Below are 15,606 nucleotides of genomic sequence, written 5' to 3'. Positions count from 1 at the left end.
GGTCAGACTCCTTGGGCATCGGGCTTCGCCACCGGCTCCGGCTCGGCGGTCCCGCTCTTGGGGCTCAGCAGATCGCGCAGCCGGCGGTGCCACACCGGGTGCTTGCGCGGCGGTACGTGGTCCACCCCGCCGGGCGACCACGGGTTGCAGCGCAGGATGCGCCATACGGTCAGTCCGCCGCCCTTGACCGCTCCGTGCACCTTGACGGCCTCGTAGCCGTAGTGCGAGCAGGAGGGGTAATAACGGCAGACCGGACCGAGCAGCGGGCTGATGGTCCACTGGTAGACCCTGATCAGACCCATCAGCAGGTACTTCATCGCCCTGCTCCCGTCGGCGCCGTGGCGGCGGGCTCGGCCCTCAGCAACCGCTTCAGCGCCGCGTCAAGATCGCGTTCGAGATCCTGGTACGAGGCGGTGGCGGCCTGAGGCAGCGCACGCACCACTATCAGGCTACCGGCGGGCAGCCTGGACAGACGATCACGGATGAGATGGCGCAACCGGCGCTTCACCAGGTTGCGGACGACCGCCGGGCCAACGGCCTTGCTCACGACGAAACCCGCACGCGCCGAAGGAGTCCCCTCGGCGACGTGCGGGCGGGAGTCGCTGGTCCGGTCGGTCTGCCCCTGGAGGTCGGCCTCTCTGCTGAGATGGACGACCAGGAGGGGCCGGCCGGCCCGACGACCGCGTTTCACCGCGGTCGCGAAGTCCTGGCGCCGCCGCAGCCGATTCTCGGAGGGCAGCACAACAGACTCTGTCGTGGATCAGGCGGACAGGCTGGCGCGGCCCTTGCCACGGCGGGCGGCCAGAATGGCACGGCCGGCGCGGGTACGCATACGCAGCCGGAAGCCGTGGGTCTTCGCGCGGCGACGGTTGTTCGGCTGGAAGGTGCGCTTGCTCACTCGGGGGCTCCTGAGGTGAATCGTAGGATGACGGGGGGTCGCTTGGCCGTCACCGTGCGTCCGCGTGATCTCCCCTGATTCGGAAATCCGGCCCGTCGCCCCAGTTCGGCTGGGGTCTGGGGCAATCCACGGCGCCCGTGCTGCGCGCCTTATGGAGCGGGTGGACCCGCGGACATGCGGCAGCGGCCATCGACAACTCGACCTGGTTACGGTACGCGGGACGGGGTGCGAGGGTCAAACCAGCTGCCGGGGGCAGGTTTACCCACAGCCTGTGGACAACGACTTGATCCGTCTCTGTTCGCTGACTACCGTTGCAGAACTTGTCTGGTTTGTTCTCTGAAAGCGTGCACCAGTGGCTGATGTCAACAGCGACCTCGTCCCGGTCTGGGCGAGAGTCGTCGAGCGGCTGGTCAGCGACCCCGATGTCGGGGAGATGGACAAACAGTGGGTGCAGCGCACCCAGCCCATGTGGATGATGCACGACACCGCCCTGCTGGCCACCCCGAACGAGCGGGCGAAGCAGGTGCTGGAGGGTCGGCTGCTGCCGCAGCTGACCGACGCCCTCAGCCGCGAGCTCAGCCGCCCGGTGCGGATCGCCGTGATGGTCGACGCCAACGCCGTGCCCACCCCCGCGCCCGCCGCCCAGGCCCCGGCCGAGCCCTACCCGGGCCCGGGCGAGGAGGACTCCGGCGGCTACGGCGGGCAGGACTACCACCAGCAGCCCTACCAGCAGGACTACGACCGTCCCCGCTACGACGACAGCGGCGGCTACGAGCAGCGACCCGCGCCGTACGGCGGCCAGTCCGGCCAGCCGTGGTCCGGCTACCAGGAGTCCCAGCAGTCCTACCGGGAGGCCGAGGAGCCCGCGGGCCGCCCGGCGCCGCGCCACCTGGCCGGCCCGCCCTCGACCACCCAGGGCGACCTGTTCGGCGGCGCGTACGGCCCCGGCCCCGGCGAGCAGCCCCGCACCGGCGCCGGCCGGCGTTCGCAGGGCTCCCGGCCCAGCGGCGGCCGCCCGGCCGAGAAGCCCGCCTCGGAGCGCGGCACCGACCGCCCGGCCGTCCCCGGGGTGCCCGCCCCGCCCGGTGCTCCCCCGGCCGGCGGCTCGCGCAAGGACGAGCCGGCCGCCCGGCTGAACCCCAAGTACCTCTTCGACACCTTCGTGATCGGCGCCAGCAACCGCTTCGCCCACGCGGCGGCGGTGGCCGTCGCCGAGGCCCCGGCCAAGGCGTACAACCCGCTCTTCATCTACGGCGAGTCCGGGCTGGGCAAGACCCACCTGCTGCACGCCATCGGGCACTACTCGCGCAGCCTCTTCCCGGGCACCCGGGTGCGGTACGTGTCCTCGGAGGAGTTCACCAACGAGTTCATCAACTCGATCCGGGACGGCAAGGCGGACACCTTCCGCCGCCGCTACCGGGACATGGACATCCTGCTCGTGGACGACGTCCAGTTCCTCGCGAGCAAGGAGTCCACCCAGGAGGAGTTCTTCCACACCTTCAACACCCTGCACAACGCGAACAAGCAGATCGTCCTGTCCTCGGACCGGCCGCCCAAGCTGCTGACCACGCTGGAGGACCGGCTGCGCAACCGCTTCGAGTGGGGGCTGATCACCGACGTCACCCCGCCGGAGCTGGAGACCCGGATCGCGATCCTGCGCAAGAAGGCGATCCAGGAACAACTCAACGCCCCCGCCGACGTGTTGGAGTTCATCGCGTCCCGGATCACCCGCAACATCCGGGAGTTGGAGGGCGCGCTCATCCGGGTCACCGCCTTCGCCAACCTCAACCGGGCGCCGGTTGACCTGGAGTTGGCCGGGATCGTCCTCAAGGACCTGATTCCCGGCGGCGACGAGGACGCCGGCCCGGAGATCACCGCGCAGGTCATCATGCAGCAGACCGCCGCGTACTTCGGCCTGGGCGTGGACGACCTCTGCGGGTCCTCCCGCAGCCGGGTGCTGGTGACGGCCCGCCAGATCGCCATGTACCTGTGCCGGGAGCTCACCGACCTCTCGCTGCCCAAGATCGGTGCCCAGTTCGGCGGCCGCGACCACACCACCGTGATGCACGCCGACCGCAAGATCCGCTCGTTGATGGCGGAGCGGCGCTCGATCTACAACCAGGTCACCGAACTCACCAACCGCATCAAGAGCTAGGGCCGGGACACCGGCGGAGCCGACGGGCCCACGAAGGGCGTCAGGAGCGATCCTGACGCCCTTTTCGTCGTCCACAGGTGTGTGACGGGCGGCGGTTGGGCAGAGATGCCGTCGACGGACGCTCCGCCAGTCCACAGCCGTGGCCGAACAACTGACCGGTGATTCGAAAACCCGGGGCGCGCAAGGCCGTTGTCCACAGGATCGACCCCTTCCGCACGATCCACAGGCCGGGGAGTCCGGAGTTATCCAGAATTCGTCCACAGGCCCGCCGCCGCTACGCTCTTCCGCGCAGGTCAGATGCCTGTGGACTTGTGCACAACCGTTATCCACAGGCTGTGGACAGCTGACGGGCCACCAGGGGGCCGTTCGGGTTATCCACCGGTTGTCCCCAGGACCGGGGTGGTTATCCCCAGGTTGTCCACAGCCGGGTCCACAGTTCGACAACCGTGAACTGGCGTTCACGCCCTGGTGTGAAAGGCGTCACGAAAAGTTGACCGGCGCCCGTGGATAACCCCACCCGGATCTGGGGACAGTCCTGGGGATAACCTGTGGATACGCAGCGTGCCCTGTGGGTAACGCTCGGCTGTCCACAGCGCGGCCTGTCCGTCCACAGCCGCCGTCCACACCCGCTGTGGACAAAATCCGGGCGTTGACCTGCGGAGACAGGGTTATCCACGGTTTCCACAGGCCCTACTACTACCGCTACACAGATAGACCTGGGACCTGCTTTCAAAGTGGGTGGGCCCGAAATCTGTGGACAACCGCTCCCCGACATCTGTTCGGCTTCGCTTCCGCCCGTCTGCCCCGTCTGTCGGCGGAGTACGTCAGACTGTCCTTTGCAGCTGGAAGCGGAGTGGCAGAGCTCGGCGGACAGCGGAACCGACGATCAAGATCAGACGAACCAGAGTGCGAGCGGGAGCGCTCGATCCAGGAGGCGGTTACCGGTGAAGTTCCGGGTGGAGCGTGACGTCCTCGCGGAGGCGGTGGCCTGGGCTGCCCGCAGCCTCCCGGCACGGCCGCCGGTGCCGGTGCTGGCCGGCCTGCTGCTGACCGCGCAGGAGGGCAGCCTGGCACTGTCCGGCTTCGACTACGAGGTCTCGGCCCGGGTCGAGCTGGAGGCGGACGTCGAGGAGGCCGGCACCGTCCTGGTCTCCGGCCGACTGCTCAACGACATCTCGCGCAACCTTCCCAACCGGCCCGTGGAGATCTCCACCGACGGCCAGCGGGTCAGCGTGGTCTGCGGCAGCTCCCGGTTCACCCTCCCCACCCTCCCGGTGGACGAGTACCCGGCCCTGCCCCAGATGCCCACCGCCACCGGCACCGTCTCGGGGGACGTCTTCGCCTCCGCGGTCAGCCAGGCCGCGGTCGCCGCCGGCCGGGACGACACCCTGCCGGTGCTGACCGGTGTCCGGGTCGAGATCGAGGGCGACCGGATCACCCTGGCCGCCACCGACCGCTACCGCTTCGCCGTCCGCGAGCTGCTGTGGAAGCCCGAGCAGTCGGACATCTCGGCAGTCGCCCTGGTGCCCGCCAAGACGCTGCAGGACATCGCCAAGTCGCTGGGCAGTGGTGACACCGTCTCCATCGCGCTCTCCTCGGGCGGTGCGGGCGAGGGCCTGATCGGGTTCGAGGGCGCCGGCCGCCGCACCACCACCCGGCTGCTGGAGGGCGAGTTCCCCAAGTTCCGCAGCCTCTTCCCGACGGAGTTCAGCGCGGTCGCCGCGATCCAGACCCAGCCCTTCCTCGAAGCGCTCAAGCGCGTCTCGCTGGTCGCCGAGCGCAACACCCCGGTCCGGCTCAACTTCGAGCAGGGCGTGCTGACCCTGGAGGCCGGCTCGGGCGACGACGCCCAGGCCACCGAGCGGATCGAGGCCGACCTCGAGGGCGACGACATCTCGATCGCCTTCAACCCGGGCTACCTGGAGGAGGGCCTCAAGGCCATCGACTCCGCCTACGCCCAGCTGAGCTTCACCACCCCGACCAAGCCCGCCCTGCTCAGCGGCAAGGTCTCGGTGGACGCCGAGGAGGACAAGGCGTACCAGTACCTGATCATGCCGGTCCGCCTCTCCGGCTGATCCCTCCGCGTGACCGTCCACAGGCTGTGCACACCCGCTGTGCACAGCCTGTGGACGTCTCGCCCGGTCGGCCCGACCACGCGGAGTCCGTCACCGCCGGAAGCGTAGGCTCGGGGAGTGCGGCAACGGCGCCGCCGGCAGGCACGTCCCCACAGTAAGGATTTGGTCATGGAGCTCGGCCTCATCGGTCTCGGCAAGATGGGCGGCAACATGCGCGAGCGGATCCGCCGCGCCGGCCACACCGTCGTCGGCTACGACCGCAACCCGGAGATCTCCGACGTCGAGAGCCTCGGGGAGCTCGTCAGCAAGCTCCAGGGCCCCCGCGTGGTCTGGGTGATGGTCCCGGCCGGTGCCGCGACCCAGGCGACCGTCGACGAGCTCGCCGAGCTCCTCTCCCCCGGCGACGTGGTGGTCGACGGCGGCAACTCCCGCTGGACCGACGACATCAAGCACGCCGAGACGTTGGCCGCCAAGGGCATCGGCTTCGTCGACTGCGGTGTCTCCGGCGGTGTGTGGGGCCTGGAGAACGGCTACGCGCTGATGTACGGCGGCGACGCCGAATACGTCGCGCGCGTCCAGCCGGTGTTCGACGCGCTCAAGCCCGAGGGCGACTTCGGCTCGGTGCACGCGGGCGCGGTGGGCGCCGGCCACTTCGCCAAGATGGTCCACAACGGCATCGAGTACGCGATGATGCAGGCCTTCGCCGAGGGCTGGGAGCTGCTGGAGGCCGCGCCCGAGGTCACCGACGTGCGCGAGGTCTTCCGCAGCTGGCAGGAGGGCACCGTCATCCGCTCCTGGCTGCTGGACCTGGCCGTCCGCGCCCTGGACGAGGACGAGCACCTGGCCAAGCTGCGCGGTTGGGCCGCCGACTCCGGCGAGGGCCGCTGGACCGTCGAGGCCGCGATCGACCACGCCGTGCCGCTGCCGGCGATCACCGCCTCGCTGTTCGCCCGCTTCGCCTCCCGCCAGGAGGACTCGCCGCAGATGAAGATGATCGCCGCGCTGCGCAACCAGTTCGGCGGCCACGCGGTCGAGTCGAAGTAGTCCCCCGGACCCGGGTCGTCCACCGGGCGCCCGGCCGTCCACAGGTCTGTTGATAGAAGGCGAGCGCAGTCCCCAGCCATGCACGTCGCGCACCTGTCGCTCGCCGACTTCCGGTCGTACGCCCGGGTCGAGGTGCCCCTCGACCCGGGCGTGACGGCCTTCGTCGGGCCCAACGGCCAGGGCAAGACCAACCTGGTCGAGGCCATCGGCTACGTCGCCACCCTGAGCAGTCACCGGGTCGCCACCGACGCCCCGCTGATCCGGTTCGGCGCCGAGCGGGCGGTGATCCGCACCTCGGTGGTGGACCGCGGCCGCTCCACCCTGGTCGAGCTGGAACTCACCCCGGGCAAGGCCAACCGGGCCCGGATCAACCGCTCCGACAACGTCCGCCCGCGCGACGTGCTGGGCCTGCTGCGCACCGTGCTGTTCGCCCCCGAGGACCTCAGCCTGGTCAAGGGCGACCCGGGCGAGCGCCGGCGCTTCCTGGACGAGCTGCTGACCGCCCGCGCGCCCCGGCTGGCCGGGGTCCGGCAGGACTACGAGCGGGTGCTCAAGCAGCGCAACGCGCTGCTGAAGACCGCCGCGATGGCCCGCCGGGCCGGCGGCGGCAAGGGCGCCGACCTGTCCACCCTGGAGGTCTGGGACGGTCACCTGGCGCGCGCCGGAGCCGAGTTGACGGCCTTCCGGATCCAGCTGACGGCCGCCCTGCAGCCACTGGTGACGGCCGCTTACGGGCAGCTGGCCCCCGGCGGCGGCGAGACCTCGCTGGAGTACCGCAGCTCCTTCGAGGGCGAGCTGCCGACCAGCCGCGAGCAGGCCGAGGAGCAGCTGCTGGGGGCGCTGCAGGCGGTCCGCAAGCAGGAGGTCGAGCGCGGGATCACCCTGGTCGGCCCGCACCGTGACGAGCTGGCGCTCAAGCTGGGCCCGCTGCCCGCCAAGGGCTACGCGAGCCACGGCGAGTCCTGGTCGTTCGCGCTGGCGCTGCGGCTGGCCTCGTACGAACTGCTGCGCGCCGACGGCGGCGAGCCGGTGCTGATCCTGGACGACGTCTTCGCCGAGTTGGACGCCGCCCGCCGGGACCGGCTGGCGGAGCTGGTGGCCGACGGCGAGCAGGTGCTGGTCACCGCGGCGGTGGCCGAGGACGTGCCGAAGGCGCTGGCCGGCGCCCGGTTCGCGGTCTCCGACGGCGGTGTGCGCCGGATCGACGCCTGATCCGGCGGTCCGGCGGTCCTGCGGTCCGCCGCCTCTACATCTGAACGCTGTCCGCCGCCTGAGCCGCTTGTCACACCGACCGCGCAACGGGCACGTCCCGCCGTCCCGCGTCCCGGTGGTCCCGTAGTCTGGACGGCTCATCGGTTGTCCACAGGCTGGGGAAAGGAGATCGCGTGAGCGAGCCGGCGGAGCACTCGACCTCTCCCACCATTCCCGGCCCCACCATCCCCGGCCCCGCCGTCGCCGAGCCCACCGGTGCCGACCTCGCCCGGTCCGCCCTGCGGGCGGCCCGCGCCCAGGCCCGCCAGCGCGGCGAGCAGGTCCAGCAGAAGCGCGAGGCGAAGCGGCACGGGCTGCGCAGCGGCGCCCGCTCGGACGGCCGCGACCCGGTCCCGCTGGGCGCGGCGCTGAACCGGCTGCTGACCGAGCGCGGCTGGGAGTCCTCCGCCGCGGTCGGCGGGGTGATGGGCCGCTGGCCGCAGATCGTCGGCCCGGACATCGCCGCCCACTGCCACCCCTCCTCCTACGACGAGGCCGAAGCGGTGCTCACCGTGCAGTGCGACTCCACCGCGTGGGCCACCCAACTGCGCTGGCTGGCGAGGCAGTTGGTGGCCCGTCTGAACCACGAGCTCGGCCACGGCACGGTGCGGACCATCAAGGTGCTCGGCCCGGCCGCGCCCGCCCGCGGCTACGGCCGGCTGCGCGCGCCCGGCAGCAAGGGCCCCGGCGACACCTGGGGCTAGCGCGCTCTCGCGCCGCCGGTATCGGATCACGATCTTCCGGAACCCCTGACGGCCCTTCCAGGCGCCCCCGGCCCCCCGGTCGAGTATCGGGACACGTGCCGAGGGGATTCAGGGCGGCGTATCTGCCTTCAAGGGCTGCCAAACGCCCATCTCTGTCAGTCGTACCGGTAGACTGGGAGCCAAACACTGTTGCTAGTGGCAACCGAGTCGAAACGCTGTGGTCGCACGCCCGCCCGTACGGGGAGGGCATGCGGCCCGTGCTGTGCCAGAGAGGGCGCTTCGTGGCCGATTCCGGCAACCCCAGCCAGACCCCAGACCAGACCGACCAGGCTTCCTACACCGGTAGCAACATCCAGGTGCTGGAAGGCCTCGACGCCGTCCGCAAGCGCCCCGGCATGTACATCGGTTCCACCGGTGAGCGCGGTCTGCACCACCTGGTGCAGGAGGTCGTGGACAACTCCGTCGACGAGGCGATGGCCGGGTACGCCGACACCATCGACGTCACGATCATGGCCGACGGCGCGATCCGCGTCGTCGACAACGGCCGCGGCATCCCGGTGGACATCGTCCCCGGCCAGGACAAGCCCGCCGTCGAGGTCGTGCTCACCGTCCTGCACGCGGGCGGCAAGTTCGGCGGCGGCGGCTACGCCGTGTCCGGCGGTCTGCACGGCGTCGGCGTCTCCGTGGTGAACGCCCTCTCCACCCGGCTCTCGGTGGAGATCCACAAGGACGGCCACATCTGGACCCAGGACTACAAGGCGGGCGCCCCGACCGCCCCCCTGGCCAAGGGCGCGGAGACCGACCGCACCGGCACCACGGTGACCTTCTGGGCCGACGCCGACATCTTCGAGACCACCGTCTACTCCTTCGAGACGCTCTCCCGGCGCTTCCAGGAGATGGCCTTCCTCAACAAGGGCCTGTCGATCTCGCTGACCGACGAGCGCCCCGAGCACGTGGACGAGGAGGGCAAGCCGCTCACCGTCACGTACAAGTACGACGGCGGCATCGCCGACTTCGTCGCCCACCTCAACTCCCGCAAGGGCGACGTCGTCCACCCCTCGGTGATCGACTTCGAGGCCGAGGACAAGGACAAGGCGCTCTCGGTGGAGATCGCGATGCAGTGGAACTCCTCCTACACCGAGGGGGTCTACAGCTTCGCCAACACCATCCACACCCACGGCGGCGGTACCCACGAGGAGGGCTTCCGCGCCGCGCTGACCGGCCTGGTCAACCGCTACGCGCGGGACAAGAAGCTGCTCCGCGAGAAGGACGACAACCTCTCCGGCGAGGACATCCGCGAGGGTCTGACCGCGATCATCTCGGTCAAGCTCGGCGAGCCGCAGTTCGAGGGCCAGACCAAGGACAAGCTCGGCAACACCGAGGCGAAGACCTTCGTCCAGAAGGTCGTCTACGAGCACCTGAACGACTGGCTGGACCGCAACCCCAACGAGGCCGCGGACATCATCCGCAAGTCGATCCAGGCCGCCACCGCGCGCGTCGCCGCCCGCAAGGCCCGCGACCTCACCCGCCGCAAGGGCCTGCTGGAGTCCGCCTCGCTGCCGGGCAAGCTCTCCGACTGCCAGTCCAAGGACCCGTCCGAGTGCGAGATCTTCATCGTCGAGGGTGACTCCGCGGGCGGCTCGGCCAAGCAGGGCCGCGACCCGCGCACCCAGGCCATCCTGCCGATCCGCGGCAAGATCCTGAACGTCGAGAAGGCCCGGATCGACAAGGTGCTGCAGAACACCGAGGTCCAGGCGCTGATCTCGGCCTTCGGCTGCGGCATCCAGGAGGACTACGACGAGTCCAAGCTCCGCTACCACAAGATCGTCCTGATGGCGGACGCCGACGTCGACGGACAGCACATCCGCACCCTGCTGCTGACCCTGCTGTTCCGCTTCATGCGGCCGCTGGTCGAGGCCGGGTACGTCTACCTCGCCATGCCGCCGCTGTACAAGATCAAGTGGGGCAAGGACGACTTCGAGTACGCCTACTCCGACCGCGAGCGCGACGCGCTGATCGCCGCCGGGGCGGAGGCCGGGCGCCGGCTGCCCAAGGACGACGCGATCCAGCGCTTCAAGGGTCTCGGCGAGATGAACGCCGAGGAGCTCCGGGTCACCACCATGGACGCCGAGCACCGGCTGCTGCTCCAGGTCACCCTGGAGGACGCCGCCCGCGCCGACGAACTGTTCTCCGTGCTGATGGGCGAGGACGTCGAGGCCCGCCGCTCCTTCATCCAGCGCAACGCCAAGGACGTCCGCTTCCTGGACGTGTGACGCCTGCACCCCAGGCCCCGCACGTACCAGTCCGCGTGAAAGGAAACTGACCAGCAGTGGTCGACGACAACCGTCCCGACGGCGAACAGCCCGAGACTCCCCAGGCCGAAGAGGGCATCGCCCAGGTGACGATGCGGATCGAGCCGGTCGAGCTCGAGACCGAGATGCAGCGCTCGTACCTCGACTACGCGATGAGCGTGATCGTCAGCCGGGCGCTCCCCGAGGTCCGCGACGGCCTCAAGCCGGTGCACCGCCGCGTGCTCTACGCGATGTACGACGGCGGGTACCGGCCCGAGAAGGGCTACTACAAGTGCGCCCGCGTCGTCGGCGACGTGATGGGCAACTACCACCCGCACGGTGACACCTCGATCTACGACACCGTGGTCCGCCTGGCCCAGCCGTGGTCGATGCGGATGCCGCTGGTGGACGGCAACGGCAACTTCGGCTCCCCGGGCAACGACCCGGCCGCGGCCATGCGCTACACCGAGTGCAAGATGATGCCGCTGGCCATGGAGATGATGCGCGACATCGACGAGGAGACCGTCGACTTCGCGCCCAACTACGACGGCCGCTCGCAGGAGCCGACCGTCCTGCCCGCGCGCATCCCCAACCTGCTGGTCAACGGTGCCACCGGCATCGCGGTCGGCATGGCCACCAACATCCCGCCGCACAACCTCCGCGAGGTCGCCTCCGGCGCGCTCTGGTACCTGGAGAACCCGGAGGCCTCCGCCGAGGAGCTGCTGGAGGCCCTGATCGAGCGGATCAAGGGCCCCGACTTCCCCACCGGCGCGCTGATCGTCGGCCGCCGCGGGATCGACGACTACTACCGCACCGGCCGCGGCTCGGTCACCATGCGCGCCGTGGTCGAGGTCGAGGAGATCCAGGGCCGCCAGTGCCTGGTGATCACCGAGCTGCCGTACCAGGTCAACCCGGACAACCTCGCGCTGAAGATCGCCGACCTGGTCAAGGACGGCAAGATCGCCGGCATCGCGGACGTCCGCGACGAGTCCTCGTCCCGCACCGGCCAGCGCCTGGTGGTCGTGCTCAAGCGTGACGCGGTCGCCAAGGTCGTGCTCAACAACCTGTACAAGCACACCGAGCTGCAGACCAACTTCGGCGCCAACATGCTGGCCCTGGTCGACGGCGTGCCGCGAACCCTCTCGCTGGACTCCTTCATCCGGCACTGGGTCAACCACCAGGTCGAGGTCATCGTCCGGCGCACCACCTTCCGGCTGCGCAAGGCCGAGGAGCGCGCCCACATCCTGCGCGCGCTGCTCAAGGCCCTCGACGTGATCGACGAGGTCATCGCGCTGATCCGGGCCTCGGCCAGCGCGGACGCCGCCCGCACGGGCCTGATGGGCCTGCTCGACATCGACGAGCTCCAGGCCAACGCCATCCTCGAGATGCAGCTGCGCCGGCTGGCCGCCCTCGAGCGCCAGCGGATCACCGACGAGCACGACGAGCTGCAGCGCAAGATCGACGAGTACAACGCGATCCTGGCCTCGCCGGTCCGCCAGCGGGGGATCATCTCCGAGGAGCTCACCGCGATCGTCGAGAAGTACGGCGACGAGCGGCGCTCCACCCTCATCCCGTCCGACGGGGACCTCTCCATCGAGGACCTCATCGCGGAGGAGGACATCGTCGTCACGATCACCCGTGGCGGCTACGTCAAGCGGACCCGCTCCGACCTCTACCGCTCGCAGAAGCGCGGCGGCAAGGGCGTGCGCGGTGCCCAGCTCAAGCAGGACGACATCGTCGACCACTTCTTCGTGACGACGACCCACAACTGGATCCTGTTCTTCACCAACAAGGGCCGGGTCTACCGCGCCAAGGGCTACGAGCTGCCGGACGCCGGGCGAGACGCCCGCGGCCAGCATGTGGCCAACCTGCTGGCCTTCCAGCCGGGGGAGCACATCGCCCAGGTGATGGCCGTCCGCACCTACGAGGACAAGCCGTACCTGGTCCTCGCCACCCGGGCCGGCCTGGTGAAGAAGTCCCCGCTGAAGGACTACGACTCCCCGCGCTCCGGCGGCCTGATCGCGATCAACCTGCGCCAGGACGACGAGGGCCGGGACGACGAGCTGATCGGCGCCGAGCTGGTCTCCGCCGAGGACGACCTGCTGCTGGTCTCCAAGAAGGCCCAGTCGATCCGCTTCACCGCGACGGACGACGCGCTGCGGCCCACCGGTCGCGCCACCTCGGGCGTCAAGGGCATGGCCTTCCGCGAGGACGACGAGCTGCTCTCGATGAACGTCGTCCGTCCGGGTACGTACGTCTTCACCGCCACGGACGGTGGCTACGCCAAGCGCACGGGGGTGGACGAGTACCGTGTCCAGGGACGCGGCGGCTACGGCACCAAGGCGGCGAAGATCGTCGAGGGCCGGGGCTCGCTGGTCGGCGCACTGGTGGTCGACGACACCGACGAGATCATGGCGATCACCCTGTCCGGTGGGGTGATCCGCACGAGGGTTTCCGAGGTTCGTGAAACCGGACGTGACACCATGGGCGTCCAACTGATCAACCTCGGGAAGCGCGACGCGGTCGTGGGTATGGCCCGCAACGCGGAGGCCGAGGACGACGAGACGGCGGAGGACGAGGTCGCGGGCACCGAGTCCACCGAGACGGCCGAGGGTACGGAGACGGCGGTCGGCGGCGACGCCGAGGCCTGACCCGAACCGCAGACCGGTGCCGCGGTGTCCCCAGGGTGGGCGCGGCGGCACCGGACGCCGACCAGTACCGGGCAATCCCGCCGGGCGCTGGATGACGAGTGACGGATCAGGGCGGCGCCGCCCTGGTGGGAAGTGCGGGAGGACCAGGTGAGTGGAGCCACGGGTGCTGCGGGAGGACCCTCCGGCGGCCGTCCGGGCGCGCAGGGCGGGGGTGCGTACGGGGTGCCGCAGCCGCCGACCGAGCACTCGGCCGCGTCCACCTCGCTGATGCCACCGGTCGGCGGAGCGGGCCAGGGCGGGGGGACCTACGGGGGCCAGACGCCGCCCCCGCCGAACGCCCCGGCCCCCGGCCCGGGCGGTTTCTCGCCGCCGACCACCTACGCCAAGGGGCAGCCGACCCCGGCCCGGGGCACCCGGACCGGCGGCAACACCCCGGCCGGCGGCACCCCCGTCCCCGGAGCGGCGCGCCGCCCCGCCGGCGGGGCCCCGGCCGGCGGCGGGACCCTCGGCCGGACCCGCAAGGCCCGGCTGCGGGTGACCAAGGTCGACCCGTGGTCGGTGATGAAGGTCAGCTTCCTGCTGTCGCTGGCCGTCGGCATCATCATCATCGTGGCCGCGGCGGTGCTGTGGATGACGCTGGACTCCCTCGGCGTCTTCGACTCGCTGACCAAGACGCTCAAGGACGTCACCGGCGGCGGCGCCGACAACACCAGCAGCCAGCTGAACCTGATGGACTACATCGGCTTCGGCAAGGTGATGATGTTCACCACGCTGATCGCCGTGGTCGACGTGGTGCTGCTGACCGCGCTGTCCACCCTCTCCGCCTTCATCTACAACGCGGCGGCCGGCTTCACCGGCGGCGTCGAGCTGACCCTGGCCGAAGAGGACTGATCCTTGGCCGAATACTGACCACCGGTCAGTTCTCCGCCGAAATGCGGAATGCCCGGGCCCCGCAGGCCGTTGCCGTCTGCGGGGCCCGTCGGCATTTCGGGTGACAGCCGGCGCCCGCGGCGTGCCGTCCGGAATCGGGTCGGCCGCGGTGGGATTAGCTGGACGCCGCCCGTTCCCGCGCCTGGGAGTGCCACAGGCCGCCCCCGGTCGGTCGACCGGGTCAGGTGAGGTTCCGCAGGACGACTGGACGGAGGCGCGCGGTGGCGAAGCTCGCAGGTCAACTGGTGGAGGCCCTGAACGGGCTGTTGGGGATCCCGGTGCCGCTGCGGGTCCAGGCATGGGACGGCAGCGTGGCCGGGCCGCCCGGAGCGCCCACGATCGTGCTGCGCAACCGCCGGGCCCTGCGCCGGCTGATCTGGCAGCCGGACGAGCTGGGCCTGGCCCGGGCCTACGTCGCGGGGGACCTGGAGCTCGCCCCCGACACCGACCTGTACGAGACGCTCTCCGCCGTCGCCGCCTTCGCCGAGCTGCCGGAGATCCGCAAGCTGGCCATCGGGCCCCGCGACGTGCTCGGCGCCAAGGGCCGCAGGGTCCTCGCCGCCGCCCTGCGGGCCGGGGCGATCGGCAAGGAGCCCACCCCGCCCCCGGAGGAGGTCCGCAAGCCCCACGGGCGGCTGCACAGCCGCAGCCGGGACCGCGCGGCCATCAGCCACCACTACGACGTCGGGAACGACTTCTACGCCCTGGTGCTAGGCCCGTCCATGGTCTACTCGTGCGCCTACTGGGCGCCCGAGGTGAAGAGCCTGGAGGCCGCCCAGGAGGCCAAGCTCGACCTGATCTGCCGCAAGCTCGGCCTGCGGCCCGGGATGCGGCTGCTGGACGTCGGCTGCGGCTGGGGCTCCCTGCTGCTGCACGCCGCGAAGCACTACGGCGTCACCGCGGTCGGCGTCTCCATCTCCAAGGAGCAGGTCGCGCTGGCCCGTGCGCGGGTCGAGGAGGCCGGTCTCGCCGACCGGATCGAGGTCCGGCTGCAGGACTACCGGGAGATCACCGACGGCCCGTTCGACGCGATCTCCAGCGTGGGCATGGCCGAGCACGTCGGCTCCGAGCAGTACCGGGTCTACGCCGAGGGTCTGTACGGCCTGCTGGCGCCCGGCGGCCGGCTGCTCAACCACCAGATCGCCCGCCGCCCCGACCACCCCGGTGAACCGCACCGCACCAGCCCCTTCATCGACCGCTACGTCTTCCCCGACGGTGAGCTCTCCCCGGTCGGTTCCACCGTGGCCCGGCTGGAGGAGGCCGGCTTCGAGGTGCGGGACGTCGAGGCGCTGCGCGAGCACTACGCGCTGACGCTGCGCGAGTGGGTGGCCAACCTGGAGGCGCACTGGACGGAGGCGGTCCGGCTGGTCGGCCGCGGCCGCGCCCGGGTCTGGCGGCTGTACATGGCCGCCTCCGCGCTCGCCTTCGAGCAGAACCGGATCGGCGTGAACCAGGTCCTCGCCGTCCGCAGCACCGACGAGGGCGCGGCGGGCCTGCCGTCCACCCGCGAGGAGTGGCTGCTGCGCCCGGCCGCCGGGGTCCCTGCCGCGACCCAGGCCGTGACGGATTTGGGGGATCGGCGGTCGGTCCGCTAATCTTTCAGTGCG

At 70.7% G+C, this 15,606-nt stretch carries 12 protein-coding genes; 9 read left to right on the top strand and 3 right to left on the bottom strand.

The genetic code is table 11. The features are described 5' to 3' along the window. Positions 1-2: 2 nt before the first annotated feature. The 3 genes from yidD to rpmH are packed head-to-tail and all read right to left on the bottom strand — an operon-like array spanning position 3 to position 898. On the bottom strand, positions 3-317 hold the full coding sequence (gene yidD / locus ACZ4WV_RS11260) for a membrane protein insertion efficiency factor YidD (protein ID WP_316522234.1): 315 nt from the start codon (positions 315-317) through the stop codon (positions 3-5). Next, entirely contained in the window at positions 314-742 is a 429-nt protein-coding gene (gene rnpA, locus ACZ4WV_RS11255) for a ribonuclease P protein component (protein ID WP_465745145.1), read from the bottom strand. Before rnpA ends, yidD begins: the two co-directional genes overlap by 4 nt. Positions 743-760: 18 nt before the next feature. Further along, positions 761-898 (bottom strand): 50S ribosomal protein L34, encoded by a 138-nt coding sequence (gene rpmH / locus ACZ4WV_RS11250; RefSeq protein ID WP_030059672.1) that lies wholly within the window; start codon positions 896-898, stop codon positions 761-763. A gap of 352 nt (positions 899-1,250) precedes the next feature. On the opposite strand from rpmH, the gene dnaA reads away from it, so the two are divergent. From dnaA to ACZ4WV_RS11205, 9 genes are all read left to right on the top strand, one after another. Next, a complete protein-coding gene (gene dnaA / locus ACZ4WV_RS11245; protein ID WP_465745143.1) occupies positions 1,251-3,053 on the top strand; it encodes a chromosomal replication initiator protein DnaA in 1,803 nt (600 codons plus the stop codon). A 944-nt stretch (positions 3,054-3,997) separates the two neighbouring features. Further along, entirely contained in the window at positions 3,998-5,128 is a 1,131-nt protein-coding gene (gene dnaN / locus ACZ4WV_RS11240) for a DNA polymerase III subunit beta (protein ID WP_392895962.1), read from the top strand. 168 nt (positions 5,129-5,296) lie between these two features. Then, the gene (gene gnd, locus ACZ4WV_RS11235) at positions 5,297-6,172 is read left to right on the top strand and encodes a phosphogluconate dehydrogenase (NAD(+)-dependent, decarboxylating) (protein ID WP_465745140.1); all 876 of its coding nucleotides are present in this window, start codon (positions 5,297-5,299) and stop codon (positions 6,170-6,172) included. A 78-nt stretch (positions 6,173-6,250) separates the two neighbouring features. Continuing rightward, the gene (recF, locus tag ACZ4WV_RS11230) at positions 6,251-7,384 is read left to right on the top strand and encodes a DNA replication/repair protein RecF (RefSeq protein ID WP_465745138.1); all 1,134 of its coding nucleotides are present in this window, start codon (positions 6,251-6,253) and stop codon (positions 7,382-7,384) included. A gap of 209 nt (positions 7,385-7,593) precedes the next feature. Next, a complete protein-coding gene (locus tag ACZ4WV_RS11225) occupies positions 7,594-8,127 on the top strand; it encodes a DciA family protein (protein ID WP_465745300.1) in 534 nt (177 codons plus the stop codon). A 257-nt stretch (positions 8,128-8,384) separates the two neighbouring features. After that, the gene (gyrB, locus tag ACZ4WV_RS11220) at positions 8,385-10,400 is read left to right on the top strand and encodes a DNA topoisomerase (ATP-hydrolyzing) subunit B (RefSeq protein ID WP_465745136.1); all 2,016 of its coding nucleotides are present in this window, start codon (positions 8,385-8,387) and stop codon (positions 10,398-10,400) included. Positions 10,401-10,531: 131 nt separating this feature from the next. Beyond that, on the top strand, positions 10,532-13,069 hold the full coding sequence (gyrA, locus tag ACZ4WV_RS11215) for a DNA gyrase subunit A (protein WP_465745298.1): 2,538 nt from the start codon (positions 10,532-10,534) through the stop codon (positions 13,067-13,069). A gap of 147 nt (positions 13,070-13,216) precedes the next feature. Next, positions 13,217-13,960: a DUF3566 domain-containing protein gene (locus ACZ4WV_RS11210; protein ID WP_465745134.1), complete on the top strand. Its 744-nt coding sequence runs from the start codon at positions 13,217-13,219 to the stop codon at positions 13,958-13,960. A gap of 260 nt (positions 13,961-14,220) precedes the next feature. After that, positions 14,221-15,594 carry a class I SAM-dependent methyltransferase gene (locus tag ACZ4WV_RS11205; protein ID WP_465745132.1) on the top strand — a complete coding sequence of 458 codons (1,374 nt, stop codon included), beginning with the start codon at positions 14,221-14,223 and terminating at the stop codon, positions 15,592-15,594. The last annotated feature ends 12 nt before the right edge of the window (positions 15,595-15,606 follow it).

The organism is Kitasatospora sp. NPDC029312, assembly GCF_055569215.1.
Note: the sequence above shows the minus strand (reverse complement) of the source record. Positions and strands in the feature narration are given on the sequence as shown.